5 protein-coding genes are annotated in these 22439 nt (G+C 46.5%); all 5 read right to left on the bottom strand.

Going from position 1 to position 22439, the window contains the following annotated elements:
- Window positions 1–33 precede the first annotated feature (33 nt).
- Complete coding sequence (locus C900_RS29810; protein WP_009579369.1) at window positions 34–16875, bottom strand: non-ribosomal peptide synthetase; 16842 nt, start codon at window positions 16873–16875, stop codon at window positions 34–36.
- Entirely contained in the window at window positions 16872–19487 is a 2616-nt protein-coding gene (locus C900_RS08625; RefSeq protein ID WP_009579368.1) for a non-ribosomal peptide synthetase, read from the bottom strand. Before C900_RS08625 ends, C900_RS29810 begins: the two co-directional genes overlap by 4 nt.
- Complete coding sequence (locus tag C900_RS08620; protein ID WP_157493953.1) at window positions 19480–20121, bottom strand: SRPBCC family protein; 642 nt, start codon at window positions 20119–20121, stop codon at window positions 19480–19482. Before C900_RS08620 ends, C900_RS08625 begins: the two co-directional genes overlap by 8 nt.
- Window positions 20122–20214: 93 nt before the next feature.
- The gene (locus tag C900_RS08615; RefSeq protein ID WP_009579366.1) at window positions 20215–21000 is read right to left on the bottom strand and encodes an SRPBCC family protein; all 786 of its coding nucleotides are present in this window, start codon (window positions 20998–21000) and stop codon (window positions 20215–20217) included.
- A 57-nt stretch (window positions 21001–21057) separates the two neighbouring features.
- Complete coding sequence (locus tag C900_RS08610; RefSeq protein WP_009579365.1) at window positions 21058–22347, bottom strand: FAD-dependent oxidoreductase; 1290 nt, start codon at window positions 22345–22347, stop codon at window positions 21058–21060.
- Between the last annotated feature and the right edge of the window lie 92 nt (window positions 22348–22439).

The raw sequence follows: 22439 nt of genomic DNA, 5'->3' as shown, positions 1-22439 counted from the left end.
ACTAACTACTCACGACTAGTTGACCATTAGCCGCTATTCCGAATCCACGGCCTCATCAATGGAAATCTCATTGTTCAGAATTTTCTCCATAAGTGTTTCATAGTAACCTTCATTAAAGGATGAACCGTTTCCATTTCCGTTACCGTTGGTATGACTACTGATCAAATGCTGTGTATCATGGAAAGGCTGCGGGGTTTCGCCCTCTAAAACCCTTGAAGTAAATCCCCTCATTTGCACGCAGACATTGCCATTTTGATCAATCAGGTCAATATCCAACTTGGAAAGTTTGCTGTCGCGCTTGTTACCGGGAGCATACCGTACCCAGGAATACATGGCAGTTGTACATGGAGAAAAAACCTGTAATTTATCCATTGCAAATGGCAACGATGGCTGACCTGAAGGTTGATCCAGATCTTCCGTAAAACCAACTGCTGCCTGTATCGCGCTGTCCATTAAACTGGGATGCAGCACAAACTTATCAGCTACATGATCCCTTTCAAGAACTTCCGGTAATTGTAATTGCGCCAGAACCTGTTCTTTTCCCCTATGAAGGATTTTGATACCCTGGTGTGCCGGACCGTAGTAAAGGCCGAGTTTCCTTAGTATTTTATAGGTATGGTAGGCATCAAGTTGGCCGTTTTGCATTTCTTGCGTAAGACGCCCCGTATCCATCCGAGCGGGAGTATCCAGGCCCTTCAATACCGCCTGTCCCTGACAATACACAATTGTATGACCGTTATCCTGGCGGTATATTTCAAAATCAATATGCGTATCATCATTGGCTGACAGTGCGATGCTTAACTGTACTTGCCCGGTAACGATAACCGGCCGCACCCAGATAATATTTTGCAACTCCAGCGTACCCGACTGGGCTGTAAATGACATGGCGTTTTCTATCGCTGCTCGCGCCATTTCCAAATAGGCCACACCCGGCAAAACGCTTTGTGGGGCAGCTCCGTCATCATTTATCTGCACCTGGTGGTCTCTCAGGAAAAACTCCTCTCCGCTAAAAACCGAACTGTAGCATTGCTGGCTAAAGTTTGAAGTATTTGTATGCACCAATGGATGAATTATTACTGAGGCTTCCGCATTTGAGACCTGCATATGACGAACTTCCGGCTCTACCCAGTATCGTTCCCTGGCGAATGGGTAAAGTGGCAGGTCTATGCGTTGAGGTTTGACAGCTCCGTAAAGCCTGTTCCAATCAAAACTCAATCCTTTAACCCAGGCTCCGAGTAGCTTGGCAAGCTGATTATTGCTAATCCATTTATCGATCAGCGTCTCCTGTACCTCCTGATCCTGGTTTAGGAATTGCATACCATCTTTGTTGCGGTTTACCTGTCCGTAAAATACACCTGAAACAGACTTTTCTCCATCCACGTAGGCCTGAAGCTTTTCTGTCAGTTGCCCGATACTGTTCACCACGAAGCCTAAGCGGTCATCCATAGCCTCCCGCCCTGTCTGCAAAGTATAAGCCATCTCATGAAGATCTACTGACGGATATTTGCGAATGTGATCCAGCAGATCACCGGCCTTGTGCATCAGCCGTTCAGTATTTCTGGCGGATAGCGGGATGATCACTTCCGGATTTTTGATGTCAACAGGTTTTGGCTCTTTCCTGGGCTCGTACCCGGAAATCACCAGATGAGCATTAGTGCCACTGAACCCAAATGAACTGACTGCGGCATGATGTTTTGCCGAACCATTCCAGGTCTGCAGCCGGTCATTTACGTAGAACGGAGTATCTTTTAAGTTGATATGCTCGTTGAGACGTGTGAAATTGATTGTTGGCGGCAATTGCTTATTTTTCAATGCCAGAGAAGCTTTAATTACCCCTGCGACACCGGCAGCAGCCATGCAATGGCCAATATTGCTTTTAACCGATCCTATTGCGCAGTATTCTTTTTCCCGGGTATACTTACTGAATGATTCCACTAGCGCTGCTACTTCAATGGGATCTCCAAGTTTTGTGCCTGTACCATGGGCTTCAATTAACTGGATGCTGGCCGGATCTATGTTAAATTTATCATATACATCCTGCATCAGGCGTTTTTGCGACTCCGGGCTCGGTGCCGTGATACCATTGGTTTTTCCATCCTGATTGACACCCCAGCCTTCCAGAACGCCAATAATCCTGTCCTGGTCTCTTTCCGCATCTGACAACCTTTTCAACATCACCACTCCTACACCTTCACCCGGCACGAAGCCATTGGCCCTATCGTCAAAGGTATAGCACCTGCCATCCTTTGAAAGCATGCCTGATTGCGATGATTTAATGTGCAGGTCAGGCGTTGCCATTACGCAAACGCCTCCGGCAAGGGCAAGGTCGCTGTTTCCTGAAATCAAACTGTCGCAAGCTGTAGCAATCGCCACCAGAGATGAAGAGCAGGCAGTATCAATAGTCAGGCATGGACCTTGTAAATTTAAGAAGTAGGAGATACGGGCCGCCAGAATTGAATTTGCGGTTCCGGTAAATCCTTTTGCCGATACTTGCAGTTCTCTGGATAAAAATTGATAATCACCGGCTCCTGCTCCCACAAACACACCACATTTGCTTCCGGACAAAGTCCTGGCATCATATCCGGCATTTTCAATACTGTGCCAGCAACTTTGTAAAAACAGCCGCTGCTGCGGGTCCATAGTCTCTGCCTCGGTCGGAGCAATATTAAAGAATAGCGGATCAAAGAGGTCGTGGTCTTCAAGGGATCCCATCCATTCGCAGTTGGTCTTTCCTGGCACCGGTTCTCCCTCCCGGTAATGGGTCGCAAGATCCCATCTTTGGACTTTACTGATACAATTTCTGCCTTGTACAATATTGTCCCAAAACTCCTCCACATTCTTAGCCTGCGGAAACTGACCGGCCATACCGATGATCGCGATAGGTTGTACCTGTGCAGTAGCTGACGACCCCGGGTTAATCCTCAAATGTGATTGCTTCCTCCATGAGGTCAGCTTCTTCAACACAGGTGGCGCTGAAGCCATTTTTTTCATCTGGTTTGGAGTCGTTTTCGGAGTATATACCGGAGCATCAACGGAAGCGGATTTTTTTGCTACGGGTACCTGTTCATTAACTATGGCTCCATGCTTTTCTGCCTCACCTTTTACAAACTTACTGAAATCGGTAAGTGTCGGATAGCTGTAGACTTTGGTCGCTTCAATGGTGATCTTATATTTTTCGTTGATCTTGCGCACCCACGTGACGCCTGTGATCGAATCGAGACCAAGATCTATGAATTCTGCATCATCATCAATTTCATCCTCCTGCATATGCAGTTCCTCCGCCAGGAGTTTCCTCAGCTCCTCCCCTACAGAAAGCAATGCACCTGTTCCATTTGAAGGAGTCGGCACTGCCCGCAGTTCACTTGTACTAAGTGCCATTGCCTGACCATTAGTATTTCCTGGTTGATCAGGTGTTGGCTCACTATCATCTGCCGGTGCTTCATCGAGTGAGACGCCCTGCTTTGATAACTCATCTTTAATAAATTCGACAAAACTGATAAGTGTAGGGTAGCTGTATATTTTGGTAGCCTCAACCGAAAGGTTATACTTTTCGTTGATTTTACGTACCCAGGTCACTCCTGTGATAGAGTCGAGGCCCAGATCGATAAATTCTGCTTCTTCATCAATCTCATCTTCCTGCATGTGCAGTTCCTGCGCCAGGTAATTCTTAAGATCGGCTGCAAGCTCTGAAATGGTGCCTTCACGGCCTGCGCTTTGCATACCCGCCTTAGGAGCGGGAGGTTGTACATTATTAGCAACTGCCGCTGCTACGGAATGACCGGTCTGCAATGCTTCATCATTGTCCTGCCCGAAATACTTTCTGATCTGCTCCAATGTTTCCGACTGTCCGACAAATGTCTCATCGTGCATCGCCAGCTCCAACTGATAGGTCTCCTCCACGGCATCATGCTGATGCGCTGTCAATTGCTTTTTAATGGCAACTATGCGGTCAATGCTGTTTTTTGCGATCTGCCTGGCCAGGGCCAGTGCAGCGGGAACCACTTGTTTTCTCGACATAACGGGCGCCTGTAACCCCCTGTCTTTCAATTCACTACCACTGATCTCCTGCGCTACCAGTAGCGTTTCTCTTGCGAGATCATTGCCGATTTTTCCAGGTAGTATAAACGTGGCCCCTGCACCCGGTGTAAAACCAAAGTTCATATAGGGGCTCAGGTACTTACTTTCCTCGCTGAAGAAAGTAAAATCCGCAAACATACCGAAGGCCCATCCGGCACCGATCGCATGCCCCTGCATTGCTGCAATAACCGGGACGTGACACTCCATGGCCAGATGGTAAAATTTGATATCGGTAAACCTGGCTTTTCCCTGCTGGATCGCCACCAGGTCTTCTTTGGTTCCGCCTGATGCAAAATAATTATCAAATCCCGTGAGTACTACAGCTTTATATGCAGGTGTTTGTTTTACATGCTCAAAAACTTCAATGATTCCCTGCGTAAGCGCATCAGTGAACATATTTTTTGCCTCCCGGTCCTCCATGCTGACAACCAGAATACCTTCCGGGTCTGCTGTTGCACTGATCACCTCTGACTGGAGTGAAACCGGAGACATCTCAGCAACAGGATTAAATTCTCGTTCCGAATCATTTGATACAAGCAGATTGCTCATTTTTTCCCGGATGCTGGTGGCGTTGTATTGTTTCCAACCGGCTAAAACGGAGGCAGACCACTCCGCCCATGATGAAGCTATTTTTAAAGCTGTTGCCAATGCCTGATCTTTGTCGGCCACTGCCAACGTTCGGGTGCGTTGCTTCAAATCAAGGCCGGTGTAATCAGCACCTGACAGTAAAATTTCTTTGCCGGCAGAATCTCCGAAACGATATGCAAAGATCATGGCCGCTATACTGGCCAGTTTCGCATTAGGGATAATGTCTATGGCCGAATAATGCGCAGCTTTGCTGTAAACACAGCCATCACAAAACTGGCCTAAAAGCCACCAAAGGCCTTTCGAATCTGTATCTAAAATGGCAATTACAGGTATTTCCAACTTCAGGATCAAGTCTGAAAAATTCGCAACTACTTCTGCCGTAAACTGCTTCCCGGCTCCTTCGAAAAATTCAGCGTTATCACTCTCAAGCACAACAGATCTGTGATGAGAAGATTGTTTTACCCATTTGAAGATATCCGTCAGATCTGCTATGCAGTCAGCTATTGAATAACCTTTTGCAACAGGACTTATCCGAACGCCTAAAATATGACTGCTATGTGTTGTAACAGTGATATTCTCAAAGGAAGGAATGCTGTCTTTTACATGAGCAGAAGCCGGTGCTTTATCAGTCGAAATGACCGCATTCACCACCGCGAGTTCGTTAACGACATTGCCGATATGGCGGGCCAGATGTTGCTTGATCAAACGCAATGATTTCTGAGGCTTCCTGGCGAGGTTGAGCGCCAGCCTTTGCACATATTGTTCGATTTGATCTTTAGGCATGACCGGGAAATTCCAGCCCTTTTCCTTTAACTCCCTCCCAGTAGCTTTTGTAGACAAATACATGAGATCATATGCATATGCAACACCGAAGCGCTCTTTTAACAAGCGGTCTTCTGCAACTGCAGGAAATAATCCACCCTTCGGATCGGTATAGAAGTAGGTAGCATCTTCATTGCATACCATAAAATCGCACAAAGCGCCAAGCAGGAATCCTGCACCTCCGGCATTTCCCTGCATTACCGCGATCACCGGATAAGGGAATCCGCTGATTGCCTCGTAGAGTTTCTGCTCAACAGCATCGTTGTAATGCTGTCTGCCACCCAACAGAAAATCAGACTCCCCACTGCGGATGAAAAGTACCTTGACAGTTTCTATCTGCTTCACCGTTTTCAATGCCTGCAGTATCTGCAGGGTCAGGTCTTTTGATAGCTCAGCGCTGCCGAGCTGAATCAAAAACACTCCTTCACCATACTCAAACAGGCTGACAAGGTCGGGTTGTATGAATGAGCTACCCTGTAATGACATGCTTTCCCCGGCATCAGGAAGTTTAAAGCGGATCTTCCCGGAAGGTGCGGTATTTTCTGCCACTGATACGGTATCCAGTGCAGGCAGTATGATACCTGTTGGCTTCTTCAGGGGGCTTTGGACAGATATGTGCTGACGGTCACCCGTTGAGTTGCCTTCGGCTTCCTCATGTGCCATTGGAATAATTGCTATCTCCTGTGGCATAAAACCTGAGGACGACTGCACCTGTTGAGAAACAGGTTCGGGCGAAGCCATCGAAGCCTGAAGATAAGACAGGCCGCGTATCTGCACGCTGATATGGCCCTGCTCGTCACACAGGTCAATATCAAGCTTGATATCAGCATCTGCGGGCTGCATTATTTCTGCGTATCGCACCCATGCGAGCATTTTCTCCTTGTAAGGGGAAAGGATATGAACAGACTCCACTCCATGAGGAAATGGTATGGCTCCTGCAGAACCGGGAACCAGATGGTGTGCGGCTTCTAATGCACTGTTCAATATACCCGGATGGAGCATATAACCGTTCAGATTATGGCTGCCAGCTCCGGGCACACTGACCTCGGTTAACAATTGACCGGGGCCTGTCTGAACTTCAATCTGTGCGATATCCAGGTTGGTTACTGCCGGTTGCTCAGTAATGACCGCATGTCCCTGGCAATGCACGATGTCTTCACCTGCATCATCGCTGTGAACCTCAAAATCTATGTGCTTACTGTCTTGTGGAAACAGCGACAGACTGACTTGCCTGTTTTTACCTACCATAACCGGCTGCGCCAAAACGACATCACGCAACACCACGGTACCGGACTCACTTTTTTGTGGCAGAGCATGTTCTATTGCAGCCCTGGCCATTTCCAGGTAGGCCGTTGCCGGCAGTACTTTTTGTTCGCTGCCACCGTACTCTTTCAGGTAAACCTCTTCACCCGTGAACGTTGTACTATAGCTTTGCTGACCCAGATTGGAGGTATTCACATGCAGCATCGGGTGAATCACCTTAGCGGCATTTTGCTTATTAATCCACTGTTTTAGTGTCAACTTCCCGTCTTCAACGGCATCATTCCACCAGTATCGCTCTCTGGCAAATGGATAGGTGGGCAGGCTCATACGTTTTGGCCTGGCATCGCCATAAAGTTTCAGCCAGTCGAGGTCCAGTCCTTTCACCCACAGGTCAAGAAGTTTTTCCAGTTTGTTACGCGTAATCCATTTGTCAATGGTTTCCTTCATGTCATCGTCATGGCTGAAGATGAGCATGGTTTCTTTGTTACGCTTCACCTGTCCCTGGTAAACACCATCGATGTGTGATTTTCCACCTGATTGCTGGGCTTTGGCATAAGCTTCAAGTAACTCCAACAACTGGTCGACAGCATTGACGATAAAGCCAAGCCGCTCTTCCATTGCTTCACGACCTACCTGTAATGTATATGCCAGAGAAACCAAATTCACAGGCTTTTGCTCATGGCGAATAAAATGGATCAGGTCATGTACTTTTTGTTTGAGTTGTTCCGGTGTTCTCGCTGAGAGTGGAACAACCACCGTTTTGTTTTCTTCGACAGGTTCGACTTCCGGAGCATATTCTTCCAGAATGATATGGGCGTTTGACCCACCTGCACCAAAAGAGGATATTCCTGCGATACGGGGCAATTTCTTACCATCCAGCACCGGCTGCTCCCAGTCAGTAAGCTTCTGATTAACAACAAAAGGAGTTTTGGCGAAATCTATATTCGGGTTTAGTTCCCGGGAGTGCAATGATGGAACAATCTGCTGATGCTTCATCTGCAGCAGTATCTTGGTCAGTCCTGCTACACCAGCCGCAGATTCGCAGTGGCCAATATTTGATTTGACAGAACCGATCAGGCAAATTCCCCGGTCGTCACTTTCAGATGACGAGCCCTGATGTTTTTGATTGAAAGCCTTTGTAAGTGCATTGATCTCAATCGGGTCTCCTAATGGCGTGCCGGTACCATGAGCTTCTACATAGCTGATATGGCGAGGATCAGTGTTTGATTCCTCCAGCACCTGGCTGATCAAAGCAGACTGCGCCTGAGGGTTTGGTACTGTGTAACCACTGGGCTTCCCTCCATGATTAAGACCGCTGCCTCTGATCAGGCCATAAATATGATCACCGCTTTTCTCGGCATCCGAAAGCCTTTTAAGAACTACTGCCCCCACGCCTTCTCCGGGGATGTAGCCATCACCGCCTACTCCGAAGCTATGGCAGTGACCAGTAGTGGAAATGTATTGCCCGGAGCTCAGCAGTAGATATTTATTGGGATGAACGCTCACATTGACACCCCCTGCAATAGCCATATCAGTGCGACCACTCTTCAGGTCCTGGCAAGCCAGATGAATGGTGGTCAGTGATGAAGAACACATGGTATCAACCGTGAAGCTGGGCCCGTGTACATTTAAAACAAAAGAGACACGGTTAGAGACATCAGCCATGCTGTTGGCAAATCCCATTCGCTTACCTTGCTGACTTATTTCAGCTCCGAAAAGCTGGTATTCACTGTACATTACGCCCACATAAACACCTACCTGTCCCGGAAGATTACGCCCATGCGGTATTTGCAACGAAGCCCGCGTGTAACCGGCATCTTCAATAGCCATCCATGCATGCTGCAAAAACAGGCGCTCCTGAGGATCAAGGATCTCTGCTTCTTTTGGTGAAATGTTGAAGAACCTCGGATCAAATTCATCTACACCGGCAATAAAGCCTCCATACTTACTGTAATGAACACCGTCTTTTGTTTTGTCATCGGAAAAATATTCTTTCCAGTCCCAACGATCTTCCGGTATTTCTACAATACAGTCCTTGCCATTGCGCAGGTTATTCCAGTATTCTTCAATATTAAGGGATTCCGGATAGCGACCACTCAGTCCTACAATAGCAATAAGCTCTTCTTTCTGATCTGCCTTTCGGGTTCGATTGTTAGAGTTTGTTGAAATATTGGCAAGACCACGATGGTAAAACCTTCTGGCATCGGGTTGCGCGGCTTTTGCTTCGACCACTGCCTTCGGCTCCGGATTTTGTTCCGGTTTTTGCTCTACAGTTTTCTTTGGATTCTTTTCTGAAGAACCGGCAAACAAGCTGGTCAACTTCTCCTCAAACTCCTCTAAGAAGTATTCCGTTAGTTCTTGGATCGTATGATATTCAAACAAAAGTGTTTTTGACAAAGCGCCAAAGGTCTTTTCCAACTGGTTGGTAATATTGATCGTCAGGATAGAATCTATTCCATAGTTTTCCAACGATGCCTGTGGATCTATCTGATGCGCCGGTAGCTTAAACAATTCGGAGAATTGCTTTTTCAAGAATTCCTGCGTCAGTTCAAAAAGGTTGCCACCATCTACTTTAATACTCTGATTGTGAGCAACAAAAGACTCTTCTGACACGGTTTCCGCCTGTTCAACCGGGGTCTGCACTGGTCGATCTGAAATGCTGTCAGATACCGATTCATCCTGTTGTTGATACAGGTCCTTTACAGTAACTGAAAGCTGATCATATCCTGATTCCAGGCACTGATAAAATGCCAGTATACCGGTTGCTGTCGGCATAGGCCGCATACCCGTAGTTTGCTGCTGCATTTCCAGTATCGTCTGATCAAGCTTCATTCCACCATCCTGCCATAGCGGCCAGTTGATGGATAAAGTCCGTCCTTGCCGATGCCCTTCAGACACCTGCAGGTTGCGATAAGAGGCAAAATGATCCATGAAGCCGTTGGCTGCTGCATAATCAGCCTGACCAACACTGCCAAATGCAGAATCAGACGAGAACAAAACCATGAAATCCAGGTCTACATCGCTGCAGGCATGATCCAGATTCAGGGTACCCCTTACTTTTGGCGCCAGTACCTCTCCAAACTCAGTAGTGGTTTTCTTCAGGATAAAGCTATCGGAGATTATTCCCGCGCTGTGGAAAATGCCATTCAGTTGCTTGTGTTTGTTGATGATATCAGCAATGAGCCCGTTGACCTGCTCCTGATCTCCGATATCGACCTGACGATACTCTACTGTAGTATTTCGAGTCAGTGTATCCAGTATTTTCTTCTTCTCACCGGTTAATTCCGATCTCCCTGTCAGGATGATCCGCCCATTCTTAGTCTGCTTAAGGATCTCCCGGGTAAACAGAACGCCAAGCCCACCTAACCCTCCGGTTATCAGGTAGACGCCTTTGTCATTAAATGGAATTTTAGGCAGGGCCTGAGTTGGTTCAACTGCTTCCCACTGCAGGACGTGCCTCTTGCCCCCGGCATATTTTACCAACGACTCTTCCGTTGCCTCGCAATTGTCCAACGCCAACTGAGCTAACTGCTCAGCAGTGGTCTGCCTATCGATCAGAATAACCTGTCCGATGAAGTTCGGGTTTTCCATGGAGGCTGTCCTCAACAGGCCGGACAACCCTGCAAATACCGTTTGCTCCGGCTCATTGGTGAAGACCAGTTGGACGAGTACTTTGCGTTTGAGTTTGCTTTTGAGAATCGTTTGGATCTTCTCAAAACACTGCAGCGCAGCTTCTTCAAAACGTTCTGCAATATTTCCGGCCTTCTGTTCTATTTGCTGACACTGCCTGCCGGGCAGTAAATTCCCGATCTGCTTAATCTCAATCCCTGGCACCTCACAGAGGATAACATGGTGTTGTTCTAATCGCGTATTATTACCTTCACGAGAAGGAATGACCGGTTGCGGTTGCCAGACCGGAGCCGCCAGGTGCATGCTCATCCGGTTGTCTGTGTCCTGCAAACCACGCTGGCCCTTCGATATCATTCTGAAAGAAAAGCCATGCATTTGCACACAGCTATTTCCTTCCGGATCGCACAGGTCGATATCCAGTTTTATGAGCCTGTCTTCCGGTTTACTGTCCTTCGCCAACCTCACCCAGACAAATACTTCTTCGGTACACCTCGACCCGATGCGCAGTGACCTCAAGGCAAAAGGTAGGACATCCTGCGCTACATTTTGGTTCAGGTAGTCAAACAAAATATTACTAGCCTGTAATGCACCGTCCATCAGGCTCGGGTGCATAACATATTCATCAAGCGTATTCCTTACAACAGCGGGAAGCGTCAATTGCGCCAGCACCTGCTCCTCTCCTATCCAAACATTTTCTAAGCTCTGATGGGCAGGGCCGTAAGAAGCATCTGTTTTATCAAACATAGCATACACCTGTGCTGCATCCATGCTGGTATGATCCATTTGCTCCCTTAACCGGGCGATATCCAACATTTCAGGGACGGGACGGTCCGTAAACTCAGCATTGCCTTCACAGTGTACCACCTGCTGCATTCCATCGGTGCTGCCTATCTCATAAGCTATTTGCCCCTGATCACTGACCGATAGATTGATATGCGTTTGCGTTTCATTGTTTACTATAATCGGCTTTACCCAGACGATATTGCCCAGTTCAAGCATAGATGGTTCGAACTGCCCCGAGGTAGCCTTCATCACAGCAGCACAAGCCATCTCCAGGTAGGCAACTGCCGGTAGCACTTTCTGTCCGTTTATCCGGTGATCTGCCAGGAAAAATTCTTTACCACTAAACACGGAACCATAGCTTTGGCTACTAAAATCCGAGGTATTGGTGTGTAGCAATGGATGAAGCATGGCACCCGAACTGCCACGTGATGTTGCCAGTGATTTTGATGATGTGGTATCGATCCAGCAACGGACTTTGGCAAACGGATATGCCGGTAGGCTCATGCGCAACGGAAACTTCTGATCATAGAGTAATTTCCAATCCAGGCTGGTGCCGGAAGCCCATAGCTGAGCCAACCTTCTAACCTTCTTTTTAACAAACCAATGCCTGATCAGCTCCTGGTAATCTTCATCGTCTTCCAGTGATTCAACTGGTTTTTTACCGGTGCTTACGTCTCCACGGAAATAACCGTCTGACTTTTTGTTTTCGATAAAAGCCTGCAGCTCGTTAAGCAGTTCTGAAAGGTCTTTAACAACAAAAACAACCCGGTGGGCCATCTCCTTTCTCCCTGTCTGGAGGGTATAGGCGATCTCAGAAAGATTGATTTGGCTTTGCTCCCTGCTCTCCAAAAACAGAAGCAGCTTTTGAGCATATTCCTTCAGTATATCTTCTTTCTGTGCAGACAATGGTACTACAAATAGTGCATCCGGAGAAGTAAAAGAGGCTTCAGAGCGTGAATACTCCTCCAGAATGGCATGGGCATTTGTGCCGCCAATACCAAACGAACTGATAGCAGCCCTTTTCGGATACTGTGCTTCCGCCCACGATTCTTCCTGATCTGAAACATAAAAAGGTGAGTTTTCAAAATCAATCTGGGGATTTGGGCTCGTATAGTTGATGATGGAAGGGAACTTCTTATGGTAAAGGCTCATCGCCAGCTTGATAGTTCCCGCCAGGCCGGCAGCGGTATCGAGGTGCCCGATATTAGGCTTCACCGACCCTATAGCACAGAATTGCTTCTTGTTTGTATACTTCTCATAAGCTTCACTGATGGATCGTACTTCAATAGGATCACCCAGGGCTGTTCCTGTACCATGTGCTTCTACATAGCTAATAGATTCGGGATTAATACCGGTTTTCTCCAGGGTGTTGCGGATAACAGCAGTTTGCCCGGATACACCTGGCGCATAAAAGCCTACTTTGTCAGAACCATCATTATTGACACTGATACCCCGAATCAAACTGTAGATATGATCACCGTCTTTGATAGCATCTGCGGCACGTTTAACCAAAATAACACCCACACCTTCTCCATCAACCATCCCATCTGCTTTAGCATCAAAGGCTCTGCAATGGCCGTCACTGGAGAAATTCATTCCCGGCATCTGAAGATACCCGAGGCCTAACGAGGCGGAAAGTGTGGCCGCACCTACCAGTGCGTAATCAACATCTTTCGACTGTAAGCTCTGGAAAGCGTAGTACAGTCCGGTCATGGACGATGAGCAATTGGAGTGTACAAAAGCACTCGGTCCGCGAAGCCCAAGTTGATAGGATATCATGGTTGGGATTGTTCCTCCCTGCGCCAATACCCACGAAACAAACTCTGAGGAATCTTCCATGACATGCCCTTCAGCCTGTATCTTTTCGGCTAATGACTGATAGAAGTTATTACTGGCAGACATGAAAACGCTCGTGTTTTCAATCTCTTCGCAGCGATACCCGGCATCTTCAACAGCCCTCCACGAATGCTGCAACAACTGGCGGAATTGCGGATCCATCAGCGCAGCATTACCTGACGATATCTGGAAAAATTCTGGATCAAAAAACTCTTTGCCTTCCATCCAGGGCTTCAAGGGTACGTATCCTGGATCATTCAGTATTTCGGGCGCTACATTTAGCCTGGCCGCTTCTTCTTTGGAAAGCAGGTTTATACTCTCCTTGCGCTCCACAAGATTTTTCCAGAATTGCCAGTGATCTTCCGCATCGGGGAAATGACAGGAAATTCCGACAATCGCCAGGCTATCGTCATAATATTCCGGATATTCTGTATCAGGTTTTGTTTTTATCCGCTTCTGAGAGCTCAATGTAGTGGATAACTCCTCCGAAACTGAACTTTCCGGCCTGATAATAGTATTTTCTTTGATGTATTGACTGATACCACGGATAGTACCATACTTGAACAGATCTATAGGGGAAAATTTACACTGTGTCTTCTCCTCAATATGGGCTGCTAATGTGATCGCATTGATAGAGTTCCCGCCAATATCGAAGAATTTTTGGCGTATGCCGATGGCTTCAGGCTTCCGATCCAGTATTTCTGCCCAAATTTCGATAAGCTGATTTTCAATATCATCAACGTGCTCATGATGATCTCTGGTAGTTTCGGCATCCACTTCTATGGCTTCGAGTACGCGCCTGTCTACCTTGCCGTTTTGAGTCAGCGGAATTGACTCAACACTAACGAATGTAGCAGGCAACATGTAGTCAGACAAGAACTGGCTCAGATGTTTATTCAAATCTTCGTTTGAAACTTTGGCCACTTCACCTACTCTTGTTTCCGAAGCAACATAGAAGGCAATAAGTTTTTTGTTGACACCCTCGCCCTGAGCCACTACGGCACTTTCAATAACCTTCGGGTGCTGATCCAGATAATGTTCAATTTCACCGATCTCAATACGGAATCCTCTTATTTTAACTTGCCTGTCGATCCTTCCGAGGTATTCAATAGTACCGTTTTCCAACCAGCGGGCCAGATCACCGGTTTTATACATAGGAGTGCCCGGATTAAAAGGACTGGGAACAAATTTTTCCCTGGTAAGCTCAGGACGGTTGAGATAACAACGGGCAAGACCGGCTCCTGCAAGATGCAGTTCGCCCGGTATCCCTACCGGCAATGGGTTATTGAACCTGTCCAGAATGTATGCCTGGGTATTAGAAATAGGACGACCAATAGTTTGCGGGCCATTTTTTTCCCTGAGGGTAAAAGTAGAATAGGTGGTATCTTCCGAAGGACCATACAGGTCGTACACTTTTTCTACATTGCTGTTGTCATATATCTTATCCACCAGAGCAGATGAAAGTGGTTCGCCTGCCAGATTAATGGTTGTGACAGTATCGGGTATGGCGTTCTTGATCCGCACGAGTTCGCCCATTACCGAGGGAACGGTATTGATCAGTGTAACGGATGCTCTATGGGCAAAATTTGTCAGCGCCAATGCATCAGGGGCCAGTATCACTTTGCCTCCCACAGAAAGGGGCAGGAAGATCTCATACACCGACAGGTCGAAGCAAATAGAGGTAGAAGCCAAAACTCCTGCCAGTTGATCCCTGCCGAACACACCCTTGGCCCAATTCAGTAATGCCACTGTGCTGTGGTGCTCAATGGCTACACCTTTAGGTTTTCCTGTTGAACCAGAGGTGTAAATGACATAAGCCAGGTTATCCGGAGTAACCTTTTGGCTGAGTTTTACTTTTTGATCTATAGATTTTGAAACAGAAGCTGTTATCTCCTTCCACTGCTGATCTAAAGCAATAAGCTCTGCTTCGTGAGGCACGATCTTGCGGAGTTTCTTCTTCAGTTTCTCTTGCGTAAGCACCACAGAAGCCTGACTGTCTCGCAGCATGAACGCAATTCTGTCTTCAGGATAATTTGGGTCCAGTGGTACATAAGCGCCACCAGCCTGTAGTATACCCATGAGCGCGACTATCATATCGACAGACCTGTCTACACATACTCCCACCAGGCTTTCCTGCTTTACACCCACTGACTGCAGATATAGGGCAAGCACATGGCTTTTATCGTACAACTGCTTATAGGTCAATTGCTCATCTTCAAAGATGACTGCAATCTCATCGGGATTTTGTTTTGCCTGCTCAGCAAATAAATGATGAATGCACTTGTCTTTGGGGTAAGGAGCTTCTGTGTTGTTGAAGTCAATAAGCAATTGCTGTCTTTCTTCGCCTGACAAATAGTTCAGCTCCGTAATTTTAGCATTAGGATTAGCCGAGGCTGATGCGCACAGCGCTATGAAGTTATTGATCAGTCGCTCAATAGTGCCTCGTCTGAACAGGGAGGTACAGTATTCAATGACCCCTGTCAGTTCATTGTCATTTTCCGTAAACTCGACAGCCATATCAAATTTACTGCTGTGACGGTCTAAATGAAATGGTTGTATATCTTCCTTTGGCAGACTTAAGGGTATATTTTGTGTAACCATCACCTGGAACAGCGGGTTGACTGACGGATCGCGCCTGACCTGCACAGCGTCTACTATTTTTTCAAATGGTGTATCCTGGTGTGCATATGCCTCAACACATGTAGTCTTTACCTTGCTTAGCGCCTCCAGGAAAGTATCCTCACTTTTCACCTGAGTACGCAAAGCCAGCGTGTTGACGAACATTCCTATCAGGCCGCGGGTCTCCTGTGCCTGTCGATTTGAAATGGCCGTACCTATACAAATATCATCCTGACCTGTATAACGATAGAGTAGCACCTTGAAGATCGCAAGTAGCATCATATACAACGTACACCCCTGCTGCTCAGCCAGACTCCTGAGAAGGGTCGTGAGCTGAGGATCAATTGTAAATGACTGTGAAGCGCCCTCAAAGCTTTGAACTGCCGGTCTGGGGTAATCTGTCGCCAGCCCCAGACTTTCAGGAGCGCCTGCCAGTTTCTGTTGCCAGTATGCCAGTTGCCGCTTAAGCTCTCCGCCCTCTTCAAACCATTGCCTTTGCCAGACACTGTAGTCAAGGTACTGCACGGGCAGTGCGGGCAGGTCAAACTCTTTACCATCCTGCAACGCATCCATAGTCAAAAAGAGCTCTTTGAACATGACGTTTGCCGACCAGTCGTCACTCACAATATGATGTATATTAAGCATAAGGATATGCTCTTGTGGCGCAAGCTTGATCACTTTGGCCCTGATAAGCGGCCCTGTGGCCAGATCAAATGGTGCGGTTGCATCCGCTTCGCAGATCTTTTTGGCTTCCGCCAATTTTATCTTCTTTGCCTTTGTACGGCTCAGGTCAATCGATTCCACCTCTAATTTCAGGCTATCGAGTACTACTTGCCGGGCCTGCCCCTTATGATCAGGAAATACCGTACGTAAACTTTCATGACGGGCTATTAAAACGTTCAGCGCTTTGTTCAATAAAGCAATATCGAGTTTACCCTTAATGACAAAAGCTGCAGGGATGTTATAACCAGTATTTTCAGGGTTCAACCTGTCAATGATCCACAGTCGCTCCTGAAGAAAACTTAGCGGCTGCCGGTCAAGCTCAGCACGATCAACCGGACGCAGTGGTGGCGGAAGCTTTTTAGTAGCTGATACCTGACTTAAAAAAGCGATGATATCAGATTTTCGGCTGCTAATCTGTTCACGAATATCATCTGTCAAAGCTCCTTTTGGCGCTTTTATTTTAAGTTGACCATCTTCCTGCCACAGCTTGATTCCCAGGGCACGGACTGTATTTATTAACGAATAAATTGTCATAGTGTAAATTCCTCAAATTCGATATCACCTAATTCCTCTTCATCCTGATCCTCGGCAGCTTTGATCACTTCTGCCAGGCCGGCAACGGTGTACACATCAAAAAAAGTGTTAAGTGGTAAATCCACAGCAAATTGATCTCTGATCTCTGAGAGCAGCGGAGCAACCAACAGCGAATGGCCTCCCAGCTCAAAAAAGTTGTCATCAACTCCTATTTTTTTAGCCTCAATACCTAACGTTTCACCCCATATTTCGGTAAGTCGTTGTTCTGTATCATTGTGCGGAGCAACATATGCCTTGCTGGATTCCATCTGCACGTCTATAGACTCTAAAGCACGCCTGTTCAATTTGCCGTTCGGGGTAAGAGGAAATTCCTCCAGACTGACAAATGCCGCAGGCACCATATAATCCGGCAGCGACTGCAACAAAAATGACTTCAGGCTTTCAGCAGCCAATTTCACTACATTACCTTCTTTCGTATCCTTTGCCAGATAAAAGGCTAACAGTTTCTTCTCAACACCCTCACCCTGCACCACCACAGCACAATTATTGATATCGGGATGTTGATGAAGGATGGTTTCTATCTCTCCTGTCTCAATGCGAAAGCCACGTATCTTCACCTGGGTGTCAATCCGTCCGAGATATTCAATATTTCCATCTTCCATCCAGCGGGCCAGGTCACCGCTTTTGTACATACGCTTGCCCGGGCTAAAGGGATTGTTCACAAATTTTTCGCTGGTAAGCTCGTGGCGGTTATGATACCCTCTGGCCAGTCCGTCTCCTGCTATGTGCAACTCCCCGGGAACGCCCAGTGGTTGCAGGTTATTATATTTGTCGAGGATATAGATCTGAATATTGGAGATCGGGGCGCCAATAGGCACAAATGGTGTCTTCAACCTGGAACAATCAAAGAAAGTGACGTCTATTGCTGCCTCAGTGGGGCCGTAGAGATTATGCAAAACAGCCCTTGGAAACCGTTTTTTATAGGCTGCTACTGCCTTATTATCCAAAGCTTCTCCGCTACAAAATATCTGCCTTACACTGTCGCACCGGCTTTGGGAATGGTCGAGATATGCATGTAGCATGGAGGGAACAAAATGTAATGTGGTAATACCACTTTCCTGAATAAGATCTTCCAGGTACAGGACATCCCTGTGCCCTCCGGGTTTGGCGAAAGCAAGCGTTGCCCCTGCCATCATAGGCCATACAAACTCCCAAACCGAAACATCGAAGCTAAAAGGTGTTTTTTGCAGTACCACATCCTTCTCACTCAAAAGGTATGTCCTCTGCATCCAATCAATGCGATTTACCAACGCCCTGTGCTCTACCATCACACCTTTGGGTCTGCCGGTGGAGCCTGAGGTATAAATGATATATGCCAGGTGATTTGGTTGGACATCCTCACGGATGGTCTTCTTCTGGTCTCTTAGTGCCTCTGCCCTGGCCGCAATCTCATTCCAGCTTTCGTCTAACGCGATCAATGTAGTACCCTCTTTGATCAAAGGTTTTAGCTTATCAATGAGTCTGCCCTGGCATAAGACGATTGAGGCCTGGCTGTCTTCCAGCATATAAGCCAGCCGATCATTAGGATAATCAGGGTCCATGGGCACATAGGCGCCACCAGCGATCAATGTTCCATGGATCCCCACCATCATTTCGACAGACCTTTCCAGGCATAACCCAACCAGGCTGTCCGGCCGGATATTGAGCGATTGTAAGAACAAAGCCAGGTCACAGCATTTATCATAGAGCTGCTGATAGGTCAGCCTTTCATTCTCAAACCTTACGGCTATTTGGTTGGGGTTTACGGCAGTTTTTTCAATGAAAAATTGATGAATACATTTATCCCGAGGGTAATCAAAGCTTGTGTCATTGAACGATGCAAAAAGCTGCTGTTCCTGCCCGGTGACCATAGGATAGGTTTGTACCACGTTATCCTGAGCTTTGCTAATCTCTGTCAGTAACATGGTAAAATTACCGGAAAGTCGCTGCAGCATGCTCTTATCACAGATGTTGGCGGACGCAGCGAAGCTTATGCTAAATGATGCTTTCTCTTCTGCGACTTCCACAGTTAAACTGTCGCCCACCTCGCTGCTTTTGTTGTTGCCATCCCCGTAGGTGTAAACAACCTGGAAGTGGCTATTTGGCGGAAGCGGATCAACAGTGCCTTTCCGTGTTTGTACTAGCGCATTTTGTACTTCCGCCAGAAACCTATTGAATTGAACACCCTCTATACATTGCGTACGAACCGGAAGTATATCAGCATTATAAGTGATCCCTACCATGAGGTCTTCCCGGTTGGAATACTTGTGCAACAGGAGCTTTAAAACAGCCAGGAACAACACAAAAGGTTGTACAGACTTTCCCCCGGAAAAACCACGAACCCAATCGGATAGTTGTTTGGTCAACCGGATAGTGACTATATTCTCACTATCACTATCACTATCTCCATCCAATTCCTTCCCACAGGAATCAGGCAGCCACCTAAAAACCTGCGAATCACTACCTGATTGTACTGACCAGTAGTTGGCATAGTCCTGATCTCCCCGGGATCGGGAAGACGTATTTTCCATAGCTGTGAAAGGTCGTTCTAAGGTTTCGTTTGTTTTATTCATTGTGCGCGAGGTTTATAAACTTCTGCATTACATCAAAAAAAGTATGAGGAAAAGCCATATTCATTATCCAACCAGGAACCCTGAAGGCTGGTGACAGCCTGGTGGTCATCGTGATCCGAACTGTACCATCTTTCATATCTTCAAATGAGTAACCCTTATTCAGATATGTAAAACGCTTTGCCTCTGTCCTTTCAAGCAATGTTGGTACTGCTTGTATGGTGAAATCTGCTGTTTTATTCGATTTATCTTCTGTAAAAGTCAAAGTGTAAACTCCGTCAGCATCGGGGGTGAAAAAAGTACCTTCAGTATAATAGTAAATGATCCATTCGTTTTCTGAAATGGTTTTAACTACTGTACTCGAATCATCCGAATGGAAGAATTTATGTTTCGATACATCTTTCATCAATTCAATACACCTATCCATGTTTATTTTTTCGGTAGCTGTGGTAACACTTTCAATTAATGCTACATCATTGCCATTTTCATCTGACCTGGTTGATATGCTATATTTTGTTGCAATTTTACCGTCTTTAGACGTGGCGCTTTCCCACTTTCTTGACTGCGCTACTGTTAAACATGTGTTGAACAACATTATGCAAAGCAGTATCACACCGGTTTGATGTTCTTTGGCCAAGGTCATCGTATTAATTCATGAAGGTTATTCTCCCGAACCTGAATTGGCACAGGAAGATCCGTCTGTCAGGTTATTCTAATATCATGGAAACGCTTAATAGGCAGTTGACTCCATTACGACCTCATCGCCCTCAGCCGTAACCTCATCTATTTCCGTTACAAATTCAAATTTCGCATTCTGATATTTTTCATCCTGCACGATCCTTTCAATTTCATGCATACTTTCGGGCATGATATTAGGGATTACCAGGTTGTGAAAAAGGTTAGCCACATAGCCGCCATAGCTCATGTCCATATACCATTCCACATCCACCTCTCCTTTTCCCACAGGAATAAAGCGCCATTTGTTGTTAAAATGTGTAATACGAACGAAGCCTTCCTTTGGAGGCACCAGGTAGGGTACTGCATCAATTTTATAGATTATTTCGCGGGTGTCAGGGTCCTGACGAAACTTATTTTCAAGTACCCACTCCCTATCGGTAAGCGGGAATGGCATATCGAACAAAGAATAGGTATATACTATCTGAGAAGTAGGTGAATCAACCCTATCCACAATTACCGCCTCGTAGCAACCCTCGCTACACATGGCTTCCATATCCTGCATTGCGCTGATCAACCCTCCCAAATTAGTTTTCATGCGCTTCTTTGCTTTCAATTGTACTACAAATGAGCCCGGAGCTTTCAGACTGTGTACCACCACCCCATCTCTGTCAATTACTTCTTTCCATTGATTATCACCGGATCTTACCCATATCCAGTCAGCGACAACACCTGCAACAACGAGGAGCAATATCACTCCAAAGAATATTTTAAAGAATTTAAAAAGCCTTCTCCGGCCTTTAGCCGGCTGCTTTGGTTCAGAGGTCATTTCTGTGTTCATATCGTTAAAGAATTTGTTTTTGAATATGTTTTAATTGAATTAATAAGCGTAGTAATGTCAGTTTTCAGTTTCAGTGACTGCTACCAACTGAGGAGATAATAAATGCTTAGCTAGGTATTTCGCCAGACAGATCAGTGTCAGGTTTGGAGATATTCTAACATCTCCCGGAATGATGGAACCATCACAAACAAACAGGTTTTCAAATTCGGTTTGCAGTTTGTCATCCAAATGTTTTTTTATGCTTATGGTACCGCCCAGGTTGGTGGCACCATAGCTGCTGCGAAAGATATTCTTTGCCCCGGCGCTTTTCAGTATCTCTTCGGCTACATCTTCACCTTTTCTTAACTTGCTGTAGTCCTGCTCGGTCAGTTGCTTATGGTAGCGGTTGTTCTCAAGAAGCTCTCCACCGGGTTCATCCTTCACCTTTACCCCTATTCCTATGCTCTTGGAAAACGAAAACAAGCGCTCAGGTTTACCACTGGCCAGCATCATTACCCTGTAGAAACTCTTTGTTGCATTCAGGTCGCCTATTTGGATATCATCATCCAACTGCATTGCCCAGCAGCCCATGAAGTTGTTTTTTGCTTTAAGTCCGGGAATGGTGCCAAACAACCCACAATTAGGGTCTATATAAAAACCATTCTTTTCCACCTCTTTAATTCCGCTGTCTCTAAGAATGATCGGTGACGCAGCCGCACCTGCAGCAAGGATCACTTTTTCACCGTAAACTTTGACCTGCTTCTTCTTCACTTTGTATTCGACACCTACAGCCTTATTATTCTCCACAAGTACTTTTGTGACCATTGCATTGTTGATCAATGTTGCTCCATTGCCAATTGCTTCCTGCACAAAGGTCCGCGCTTTCCATTTGGCATCATAGGAATATCCTGTGGTACACTTAGACGGGTCAATAAACATTGTTTTGATCTCTCCCTCATACCCCAGTTGCAAAGCGCCTTCATGTAGTCGCAAGGTTTGCGGGCTGATCAGTTCATTTGGTAAGCGTGCGATAGGCACTTCTTTCTTCGCCTCCTCAAGTTCCTGCGTCAGGTCTATTCCCAATGAGCTGAAAACATCGAGTGGCGGAAGGTCTGCAACAGCCAGGTAAAGGGCGGTTGACCCACCGGTGGTAAGCGCCCGCATAGTCATTAACTTGTCACCCAATTTCACCATATCGGTAATAGACATCGTCTTAAAAAACGAGTCACTAAGTGGACGATTACCTCCCCTTTCGAGGATCAGCACCTTCTTTTTGTGCCTGATCAACTCACGTGCAATAGTGGCGCCACAGGTCCCTGAGCCCACTATGATCACGTCATATTCATTTGCTGCTTTTTGGTTTTCCATATGTAGGTATTTTGGTATTGAGATATGAGTTTGAGTATTGAGATTGGAGTGTATTACTCTATTCGTCAGATCTTTACTCCCTGCTGCGACTA

It is taken from the genome of Fulvivirga imtechensis AK7 (assembly GCF_000331535.1).
Classification (GTDB): Bacteria; Bacteroidota; Bacteroidia; order Cytophagales; family Cyclobacteriaceae; genus Fulvivirga; species Fulvivirga imtechensis.
The sequence above is the reverse complement of the archived record's forward strand: the minus strand, read 5'-3'. Positions and strand labels throughout refer to the sequence as shown.